This is a genomic window from Nocardia sp. NPDC047654, assembly GCF_043205035.1.
Lineage (GTDB): Bacteria > Actinomycetota > Actinomycetes > Mycobacteriales > Mycobacteriaceae > Nocardia.
The window spans coordinates 182,990-192,746 of sequence record NZ_JBIDDF010000015.1; the positions used below are offsets into that span (position 1 = coordinate 182,990).

At 67.4% G+C, this 9,757-nt stretch carries 8 protein-coding genes and 1 pseudogene; 6 read left to right on the forward strand and 3 right to left on the reverse strand.

Annotated features, from left to right (window positions below; all coding sequences use genetic code 11):
- On the reverse strand, positions 1 to 837 hold the full coding sequence (locus ACGF7Y_RS29325) for a helix-turn-helix transcriptional regulator (RefSeq protein ID WP_393239279.1): 837 nt from the start codon (positions 835 to 837) through the stop codon (positions 1 to 3).
- A gap of 101 nt (positions 838 to 938) precedes the next feature.
- Between ACGF7Y_RS29325 and ACGF7Y_RS29330 the strand changes: the two genes are divergently transcribed.
- Positions 939 to 1,478, forward strand: a complete 540-nt coding sequence (locus tag ACGF7Y_RS29330) for a YceI family protein (protein ID WP_393239283.1) — start codon at positions 939 to 941, stop codon at positions 1,476 to 1,478.
- Between the two features lie 66 nt (positions 1,479 to 1,544).
- Entirely contained in the window at positions 1,545 to 1,775 is a 231-nt protein-coding gene (locus ACGF7Y_RS29335; protein WP_040869214.1) for a DUF3107 domain-containing protein, read from the forward strand.
- Positions 1,776 to 1,853: 78 nt separating this feature from the next.
- On the opposite strand, the gene ACGF7Y_RS29340 is transcribed toward ACGF7Y_RS29335, so the two are convergent.
- On the reverse strand, positions 1,854 to 2,519 hold the full coding sequence (locus ACGF7Y_RS29340) for a TetR/AcrR family transcriptional regulator (RefSeq protein ID WP_040869167.1): 666 nt from the start codon (positions 2,517 to 2,519) through the stop codon (positions 1,854 to 1,856).
- A gap of 281 nt (positions 2,520 to 2,800) precedes the next feature.
- On the opposite strand from ACGF7Y_RS29340, the gene ACGF7Y_RS29345 reads away from it, so the two are divergent.
- From ACGF7Y_RS29345 to ACGF7Y_RS29360, 4 genes are all read left to right on the forward strand, one after another.
- Entirely contained in the window at positions 2,801 to 3,970 is a 1,170-nt protein-coding gene (locus ACGF7Y_RS29345; protein WP_393239286.1) for a DUF3152 domain-containing protein, read from the forward strand.
- A gap of 491 nt (positions 3,971 to 4,461) precedes the next feature.
- Positions 4,462 to 5,646, forward strand: a complete 1,185-nt coding sequence (gene moeZ, locus ACGF7Y_RS29350; RefSeq protein ID WP_393239289.1) for an adenylyltransferase/sulfurtransferase MoeZ — start codon at positions 4,462 to 4,464, stop codon at positions 5,644 to 5,646.
- A gap of 397 nt (positions 5,647 to 6,043) precedes the next feature.
- Positions 6,044 to 6,895, forward strand: a complete 852-nt coding sequence (locus ACGF7Y_RS29355) for a TIGR02569 family protein (protein WP_393239292.1) — start codon at positions 6,044 to 6,046, stop codon at positions 6,893 to 6,895.
- A 293-nt stretch (positions 6,896 to 7,188) separates the two neighbouring features.
- The gene (locus tag ACGF7Y_RS29360) at positions 7,189 to 8,358 is read left to right on the forward strand and encodes a CHAP domain-containing protein (RefSeq protein ID WP_393239294.1); all 1,170 of its coding nucleotides are present in this window, start codon (positions 7,189 to 7,191) and stop codon (positions 8,356 to 8,358) included.
- 212 nt (positions 8,359 to 8,570) lie between these two features.
- Here ACGF7Y_RS29360 and ACGF7Y_RS29365 read toward each other — a convergent pair.
- Positions 8,571 to 9,757, reverse strand: a pseudogene (locus tag ACGF7Y_RS29365) (DNA-directed RNA polymerase subunit beta); the annotation flags it as partial.

The following is a 9,757-nucleotide window of genomic DNA, read 5'->3' on the forward strand; positions in this document are numbered from 1 at the left end:
CTAGGCGTTCGCCGCGCGGTCGGTCACCAGCCGCAAGCCGGGCGCGAGCGTGCTCGCCCGGTCGGCCAGCCAGACGACGACGCTCTGGTCGCGGTCGGCTTCCAGGGTCTCGAACGGCACCTCGATCATGCCGTGCACGGGATGGTCGAGGTGCAGCATCCCGGAGCCCGCGGCGCCCACCCGATGCGGCTTCCAGCGCTGCGCGAATTCCGGGAGTTCGCGCAGCGCCTCGATCGTCTCCAGCAGTGCGTCGTCGCCCGGCCAGTGCAGTTTGGCGCGGCCGAGTGCGGCGGCGAAGGCGTCGGCGGCCTGCTCCCAGTTGCGCAGGACGCGCCGCGCCCCGGGATGCGCGAAGGTGTACCACGCGAGGTTGGGCCGGTCGGCTCCGTCCAGCAGCCCCAGTGGGGCGACGAAATCGGCCCACGCCTGGTTCCAGCTCAGCACGTTCAGCCTCCGGCCGACCACGAAGGCCGGCGTCGGCTGCAAGGCCCGCAGGATGCTCTCGATCGTCGGAGCCACCTCTTCTGCGGCGGATTCGTTGCCGGGGCACCGGGATTCGTTGCCCGAGGCGAGTGCGAGCATGCCGAAGTGCTGGCGTTCGTCGCCGCTCAGCAACAGTGCGTCGGCCAAGGCGTCGATCACCGCGACCGACGGGTTGGTGTCGCGTCCCTGCTCCAGCCGGGCAAGGTAGTCGGCGCTCACCCCCGCGCGGACGGCGACCTCTTCGCGGCGCAGGCCAGGGGTCCGGCGGCGTCCGCCCGCGGGCATGCCGACGTCCGACGGCCGCAATTCGGCGCGACGCGCGATGAGGAAATCCGCGAATCCGTTTCGAGCCATGTGTCCCATCGTGCCCGGTCCGAGGACGGTTATCCGCGCCCTGTCAGGTCCAGGATAACGGCGGTCTGGCTAGCGGACCGCGGTCCGTTCATTGTCGAGGTATGACATCCACCTCGGAATCCACCACGTTGAAAACCGGTTCGTGGGCACTCGACACCGCGCACTCCTCGGTCGCCTTCACCATTCGTCATCTCGGCATCTCCAAGGTGCGTGGCGGATTCACCCGGTTCGAGACCGAATTCGTGGTCGACGAATCGGGCGCGGCCACCATCGGCGCGACGATCCACCTCGACTCCTTCGACACCGGCAACGCCGACCGCGACGCCCACATCCGCACCGCCGACTTCCTCGACGTCGCCAACCGCCCCACGCTGACCTTCCGCGCCACCCGGCCGGTAATCGTCGCGGAGACCTTCGAGGTCGAGGGCGAGGCGACGCTCGGCGCGATCACCAAGCCGGTCACCCTGGAGGTCGAGTGGGGCGGCGTGCAGGACTTCGGCCCGACCGGCGACCGGCACGCGGGCTTCTCCGCCACCGGCGCCATCAAGCGCACCGACTTCGGCGTCGGCGGCCCCCTGCCCGGCATGCTCGGCGACACCGTCAAGATCGAATTGGAGATCCAGCTCATCGAGCCGAAGTGAGTGCCCTCGGCGGCCCCCACTAGCCTGGACTCGACAGCACAGGACTCTCAGGTTCGGAGGTTGGCCGTGGAGGTCAAGATCGGTATTTCGGATAGCCCGCGCGAGCTGGTGATCAACAGCGCGCAGACCCAGGACGAGGTCGAGGCGCTGGTGTCCGGTGCGTTCGGCGGCGGCGACGGTGGCGTCTTGTCGCTCTCCGACGAGAAGGGCCGCAAGTTCCTGATCCAGGCGTCGAAGGTCGCCTACGTCGAGATCGGTTCCACCACCGGCGGCCGCGTCGGTTTCGCCGCGGTCTGATTCCCGGTCCGCCCATACGCAATCGAGCCCCTGCCCCCGATAGCTCGGGGACAGGGGCTCGTTCGTCGTCGGGACCGCTCAGTCGATCGGGTGCAGCGGCACGTGCTTCAGGCCGCCCCACGCGAGCGAGACGGTGGTGTCGACCGCCTCCTCCTTCGGAATCGGCCGATCGGCCTCCAGCCAGTACCGCGCGGTGAACTGGCTCGCGCCGACCAAGCCGACGGCCAGGATGCGGGCACGGTAGGGGTCCAGGCCCGAGTCGTGCGCGACCAGGTCGAAGACCGCGTCCACGCAGGCCTCGGTGGCCTGCTCGACCCGGCGCTGCACCTGCGGCTCGCTGGTCAGGTCGGACTCGAAGACCAGTCGGAAGCCCTGCATCTCGTTGTCCACGAAGTCGAAGTACGCCTGCACCGCGGCACGCACACGCTGCTTGTTGCTGGTGGTGGAGCGCAGCGCTTGGCGGACGCTGGACACCAGCATGTCCACGTAGTTCTGCAGCACCGCGAGATAGAGCTCCAGCTTGCTGCTGAAGTGCTGGTACAGCACCGGTTTGCTCACCCCGGCGCACTGCGAGATCTCGTCCATGCCGGCGGCGTGGTACCCGCGCTGCACGAAGACTTCGCTTGCCGCCGCGAGTAGCTGTTGACGTCGCTCGTCGCGCGGAAGCCGGGTACCGCGTTTGGCGGGTGCCATGGCCTCGGACGACGATCTACGGGACGTCATCCGGTCCACGAGGTCAGTCATTTCGGCTCTCCCAGTCGATTCCCCGGCAAAGGGGTGTGCACCGGGTTATCTCATGAACGATACCCGGTTGTCGCCCGCCCGCGGATCGGGGCCGGGCAACTGGTGCCACCCGGAAAGGATTCTCGCACCGACGGGGCCGCGAGGTGTGCCCGTGAGTGGGGATTCGCTGCTGTGAGACGCTGGTGAACGTGACCGACCGACCGGAGAGAACCCCCGCCGGACGGCGCGGTGCGCGCCGCCCGGCTGGCTCCGGCGCGTCCGGTTCCGTAGGGTCGGACCACATGGCGAGAACCTGGCCAGAGGCGCGATCCGATGGTGCGGCTCGAACCGGCGCGGTCGAGCGGTCGGGGGCAGGCGGCGGGTCACCCGGTCGCGGGAAGAAAGAGCGCAAGCGCCGCAAACCGCCCGAACCCGTTGTGTCACAGCCCGATCCGGAGCAGCCCGATCGAGACGCCGTCGAGGTCTACGACCCGCTGGGTCTCTACTCGCACAAGTCCGAACGATCCCATCAGCCGCTGCGCGCCCGATGGGATCCCACTTCCCCCGACGACGGCAGGGACCGCGGCCGACCCGATCGCGACGCCAAGAAGCAGAGCGCGCTCGGCAGATTCGTCTCGACCTACGGCTGGCGGGCGTATGCGTTGCCCGTTCTGGTCGCGATCACCGTCCTGGTCGTCGTGGACGCGATCCGCGCCGCCGACCCCGACAGCATCGCGGGCTCGGATCCGGGGCTCGGGCGCCTCAGTACTGCCACCGCCACCGCGGGCATCATCGGCGCCCCGCCGGGCGACGGGCACTTCTCCACCGATCTACCCGCCGGGGCACTGCCCGAGGGCGGCGCGTTCGCCGAGACCGGCGCGGGCGACTGGCACGTGGTGCCCGGCGCCACCGCCCAGGTCGGCACCGGAACCACCACCGTCTTCCGCTACACCGTGGAGATCGAGAACGGCGTCGACACCTCCGGCTTGGGCGGTGACGAGGCCATCGCCAAGATGGTCGATTCCACCCTGGCCAATCCGAAGAGCTGGGTGCACGACCCCAAGTTCGCGTTCCGCCGGGTCGATCAGGGTGACGCCGACTTCCGCGTGTCGCTCACCTCCCGGGGATCCAGCCGCAAGGAATGCGGTTTCGACATCCCGATCGATACCTCCTGCTACAACGCCGACGACCGCCGTGTGGTGCTGTCGGACGTCCGCTGGGTGCGCGGCGCGCTCGCCTTCGAAGGCGACATCGGGTCCTACCGGCAATACCTGATCAACCACGAGGTCGGCCACGCCATCGGCTACCACCAGCACCAGCCGTGCGAGACCGACGGCGGGCTGGCTCCGGTGATGATGCAGCAGACCTTCGGCACCAAGAACGACGACATCGCCTCCCTCGATCCGCACGGCGTGGTCCCGATGGACGGCAAGCACTGCCGCTTCAACCCCTGGCCCTACCCTCGGGGATAGGCTGTGTTGGTTTTTCCAGCGCCTGCGGCGCTGGGTGTTCGCAGCCCCTTTGTGGCTCGCGTTCGCGCGACCGCCGCTTGCTCCTTCGTCGCGTACGCGGCGGCCGCGCGAACGCGAGCCGGGCCGCGAACGGCGCATGCTCGGTCTCGCTTCGCTCGGGACCGGGAGTTCGGTTGGTGGGCTCGTAGGGCGGTGGCCGCGTGATCTGGGTTTCGCCGTGGTTGGCGGCGTGGCGAGTCAGTCGGACGCGAGCTGGGCCGTGAGCGGCGGATGCTCGGTCTCGCTTCGCTCGAACCCGAGGTCAGGCCGATAACGTCGCCATGGGAGGGCAGCGTTCGTCGGATGGGGAGGGTGGTAGTCGCGGCGCGCCGGGTATACGGAACGATGGGCGGGAAGAACGGTCCGGTCGTCGGTGTTGCACAGTTGAGCCAGCCCGATACGGGCGTCACACCGCCGCAGCGATCGGCCAAGCGATTCGAGGAGTCCTGGACGTGTCATCACCCAAGTCCCTGCCGCCACTTGTCGAGCCGGCCGCGGAGCTGACCAGGGATGAGGTAGCCCGCTACAGTCGACACCTGATCATCCCCGATCTCGGCGTGGACGGGCAGAAACGTCTGAAGAACGCCAAGGTGCTGGTGATCGGCGCGGGCGGTCTCGGCTCGCCCGCCCTGCTGTACCTGGCCGCCGCGGGTGTCGGCACGCTCGGCATCGTCGAGTTCGACGAGGTCGACGCCTCGAACCTGCAACGTCAGATCATCCACGGTGAATCCGATATCGGCCGCCCCAAGGCCGACAGCGCGCGTGATTCGATCCTGGAGATCAACTCCGGCATAGACGTCCGGCTGCACAAGATCCGGCTGGAACCGGAGAACGCGATCGAGTTGTTCCGCGAGTACGACCTGATCGTCGACGGCACCGACAACTTCGCCACCCGCTACCTGGTGAACGATGCCGCGGTGCTGGCGGGCAAGCCGTATGTCTGGGGCTCGATCTATCGCTTCGAGGGCCAGGTCTCGGTGTTCTGGGAGGACGCTCCGGACGGGCGCGGCATCAACTACCGCGATCTGTACCCGGAGGCCCCGCCGCCCGGCATGGTTCCGTCCTGCGCCGAGGGCGGCGTGCTCGGCGTGCTGTGCGCGTCCATCGGTTCGGTGATGGTGACCGAGGCCATCAAGCTGATCACCGGCATCGGCGAGCCGCTGCTGGGGCGGCTGATGGTGTACGACGCACTGGACATGAACTACCGCACCATCCAGCTGCGCCGCGATCCGGAGCGTCAGCCGATCACCGAGCTGATCGACTACGAGGCGTTCTGTGGCGTGGTGTCCGAGGAGGGCCAGGCGGCCGCGGCCGGATCCACGATCACCGCGCGCGAGCTCGAGGAACTGCTGGCGTCGGGCAAGCCGATCGAGCTGATCGACGTGCGCGAGCCGGTCGAGTGGGACATCGTGCACATCGAAGGCGCCAGACTGATCCCGAAGGACCGCATCCTGTCCGGCGAGGCCTTGGCCGAGCTGCCGCAGAACCGTCCGATCGTGCTGCACTGCAAGACGGGCGTGCGCTCCGCCGAGGCCTTGGCCGCGCTCAAACGCGCGGGCTTCTCCGACGCCACCCACTTGCAGGGCGGCGTGATCGCGTGGGCCAACCAGGTGGACAAGTCGCTGCCGGTGTACTGAGGCGATGAACGCCTGCGCGCCTCGCCGCGCAGGAAAGTGGCGGCCGATCGGTGTGATATTCACGGAATTCGGCCCCGGTCATGGACCGGCACAGCGCCGGCGACTCGAACTACCGGGCGCGCCGGACAGGCCGATGGCTCGCTAGGGAAGTGGTCGACTTGCGAGCGGGTGTTCTCGAATGCGGAGGTTGCCAGCAGACGCGGCCACACAACCTCAGCTCCCTCTTTCGAGCGAAGCGAGACCGAGCATCCGCCGTTCGCGGCCCGGCTCGCGTCCGAGTGGCCGCCGCGTCCGCGACGCAGTCGCCAGCGGCGGTCACTCGGACGCGAGCCACAAGGGGGCCGCGAACACGGCGCGCCGGAGGCGCGCCAAATCTGGCGCAGCGTACCGTACGGCCGTGACTTCTGTGGAACCTCCCGAGCATGTGCGTGCCACGTTCGGTCTGCGCGAAGTGACCCCGGTTTCGATCGGCGACTGGGAAGGCGGCTGGCGCTTCGGTGACGTGGTGCTCAGTCCGGTCGCCGATCACGCGCGCGCGGCGTGGTCGGCGAAGATCCGCGAGACGCTGAAGGTGGACGGCTTGCGGCTGGCGCGCCCGGTGCGGGCGACCGACGGCCGCTACGTGGTGTCCGGGTGGCGCGCGGACACCTATCTGGAGGGCGCGCCCGAGCCACGGCACGACGAGGTGGTCTCGGTGTCCCTGCGCCTGCACCAGGCGACGGCGCACCTCGAGCGGCCGCGCTTCCTCTCGCAGCCTCCCGTCGTGCCGTGGGTGGACGTCGATGTGTTCGTCGCGGCCGATCGCGCCGCCTGGGAGCCGGTGCCGCTGCGCAGCCTCCGCGCGGGCGGCGCTTCGCTGTCGACGTCCCCGGACGGGCGGCGCAGCATCGAACTGATCGGTCAGCTGGCCACCCTCCGCAAACCGGTGCAGACGCCGCCGCAGCTGGTACACGGCGACCTGTTCGGCACCGTGTTGTTCGCGGGCGCGCAGGTCCCCGGCCTCGCCGACATCACCCCGTACTGGCGGCCCGCGCCCTGGGCGGCCGGCGTGATCGTGGTGGACGCACTGGCCTGGGGCGGCGCGGACGACGGGTTGCTCGAACGCTGGGCGGACCTGCCGGAGTGGCCGCAGATGTTGTTGCGCGCGGTCATGTTCCGGCTCGCGGTGCACGCGCTGCACCCGCGGTCGACTCCGCAGGCGTTCCCGGGTCTGGCGCGGACCGCGGACATGGTGCGTCTGACCCTCTGAGCCGGGCTTCCCGCTGTTCACACAACATTCGTGCGGTGACACGTCGAATCCCGCGACCGGGTTTCGGTGGCGGCGCTGCGCGCCTCGGCCACCAAACACAGCTGAGTGCTCGCCCCGTGAGAAACGGCCGTCGCGGGCGTCGCGAGTTGCCAATGCCGGGAATGCCCGATACTCGGCCGTAGAGATGGGTGTGCCGCCACGACGTCCGGCGGTCTCGGCCGAGTGAGGTTACGGATGCTGTTTGTCGGCCTGCGGAGAACGGCCGTGTGGACCGCGCCGGGTGGAGGGCGTGCATGACTACCCTGAGTGACATAGATCTCGAAGACCTTCCGCATCCCGCCTATGCCAGCGATGGTCTCAATGCGGTTGTCGACGCCGCCAATGTATACATGCAGAACGCGGTCGTGCTGTTCGCGTCCGGGTGGGACGGCGGCCAGCCGGACATGATCGCTTGGCTGGCGGATAAGAAGCTGCTGAGCGCCGACGGCCGAAAGCTCACCAAGGATGGCGCCCAGACGCTCGATCCAGGATCGTCGGTGCTGGTCGACAACTATGACGACAAGCGCGGTGCGTTCCGGGATAAAACGTCACAACTGCAAGCGCAGAACGACGGTGTGAACGAAAGCGCCATCGCGAGCTTCGACACCTCCAACAAAGCGTTCCAGGATGTCAAAGGGATCGTGGCCGGGCTCAAAACCGAGTTGAGTCGCGCACCTGGGGAGCACCAGTTGACCCGTCTGCCCGATGGGAACTTGCACCTGACCGCCGGCGAGGAAAATCGGCTGTTGCAGCTGATTTTGGAGGGCGTCGACCGTGTGCACGACACGATCGAGGACGCGGACAGCGGTATGCAGAGGGACGCGGGCGATATCTACAAGATGATGCCCGACCTCCCGCGCAACCCCTACGGCAACGCGCCGGACGTCGGGTCCCGGTCTCCGTGGGCGCCGACCGCGAGCAACGCCACCTGGACCCGAGGTACGGGGACTCCGGACGACATCGTCGCGAAGGCGCGGGAGCAACTGGCGCTCGGTGTCTCCGAAAGCGGAGGCAACAACGTCCCCATGTTCCGCGGTCCGGACGGCAAGCTCTACAAGGCCCCGTACAACATCAACGACGCGTGGTGCGCGGCCTTCTCCACCTGGACGTGGGATCAGGCCGGTTACAACGTCGACTGGACCAACAAGAACTATGTGCCCGCCATCTGGAACGATGCCAAGCACATGGGGTTGGCTTCGAATATCTCGAATGCCCAGAAGGGGGACATGATCATCTTCGACTGGGAAGGCGACGGAACCCCCGACCATGTGGGAATCGTGGAGTCCGTGGATCCCCGAACCGGCCGGATCACCACTATCGAGGGCAATTCCAGCGATCAACTGAAATCCAACAGCTATTCCATGAACGCGGGATCGCTTGTCGGAGTGGTCAAGCCGCCGTCCAACAACGCCTCGCGGGTATAACGAGTTCCACTCGCGGTTTTCGGCCGGTTACCCGGTCGGCCCGTGCTGGTGATGCGAGTTCGGTGTCCCGGCCGGATGTGGTCGCCTATTCCAACCGTGGCATTGCACTGAACCGTGGCAGCACAGACCTTCGCCGCACATGTTCCGGTGCACCGCGCACGGAGTCTCGCGACAGTTCCGTGCGCGGCGCCCCGAATCGCGCGACAGCCCGCTCAGATCGAAAGATCGTTCACTGAAGCGGACTCGTTGCCGGACACGTTGATGCCCAAATTTGCGGCGGTGCGATCGATCTCGTCGTCGGCGTGCTGGAACTCGATGGCCGAACCTGCTGAGAGCACTTCGACGTTGAGGCACAGCGACTGGAGTTCCTTGAGCAAGACCTTGAACGATTCCGGAATGCCCGGCTCCGGGATGTTCTCGCCCTTGACGATCGCCTCGTAGACCTTCACGCGACCGACGACGTCGTCGGACTTGATGGTCAACAACTCCTGCAGCGTGTACGCCGCACCGTAGGCCTGCATGGCCCAGCACTCCATCTCACCGAAACGCTGACCACCGAACTGTGCCTTACCACCCAGCGGCTGCTGGGTGATCATCGAGTACGGACCGGTCGAACGCGCGTGGATCTTGTCGTCGACCAGGTGGTGCAGCTTCAAGATGTACATGTAACCGACCGCGATGGGATACGGGAAAGGCTCACCCGTGCGGCCGTCGAACAATGTCGCCTTTCCATCCGCCCCGACCATGACGTCGCCGTCGCGGTTGGGCAGTGTGGACGCCATCAACCCGGCGAGTTCTTCCTCGCGGGCCCCGTCGAACACCGGTGTCGCGAGATTCGTATCCGGTGCCGCCGACAGCAACTCCTCGGGCAATCGCTTCGACCAGTCCGGTCGCGTGCCGTCGGCGAGCTGAATGTTCCAGCCTGTTTTGCCGATCCAGCCCAGATGGGTTTCCAGGATCTGGCCGATGTTCATACGACGCGGCACACCATGGGTGTTCAAGATGATGTCCACCGGGGTGCCATCGGGCAGGAACGGCATGTCCTCGGTCGCGAGGATCTTGCCGATCACACCCTTGTTACCGTGCCGGCCCGCGAGCTTGTCACCATCCTGGATCTTGCGCTTCTGGGCCACATACACCCGCACCAACTCGTTGACACCCGGCGGCAGATCGTCATCGTCCTCCCGGGAGAACACCCGGATACCGATCACCTTGCCCGACTCACCATGCGGCACCTTCAACGAGGTATCACGCACCTCACGCGCCTTCTCCCCGAAGATCGCCCGCAACAACCGCTCCTCCGGAGTCAGCTCGGTCTCACCCTTCGGCGTCACCTTGCCCACCAGGATGTCCCCATCCCGGACCTCCGCACCGATCCGCACGATGCCCCGCTCATCCA

Coding starts and splice junctions, on each gene's coding strand:
- ACGF7Y_RS29345 (WP_393239286.1), top strand. CDS start 2,801: ATGGCGAGAACCTGGCCAGAGGCGCGATCCGATGGTGCGGCTCGAACC.
- ACGF7Y_RS29360 (WP_393239294.1), top strand. CDS start 7,189: ATGACTACCCTGAGTGACATAGATCTCGAAGACCTTCCGCATCCCGCC.
- ACGF7Y_RS29325 (WP_393239279.1), bottom strand. CDS start 837: ATGGCTCGAAACGGATTCGCGGATTTCCTCATCGCGCGTCGCGCCGAA.
- ACGF7Y_RS29330 (WP_393239283.1), top strand. CDS start 939: ATGACATCCACCTCGGAATCCACCACGTTGAAAACCGGTTCGTGGGCA.
- ACGF7Y_RS29340 (WP_040869167.1), bottom strand. CDS start 2,519: ATGACTGACCTCGTGGACCGGATGACGTCCCGTAGATCGTCGTCCGAG.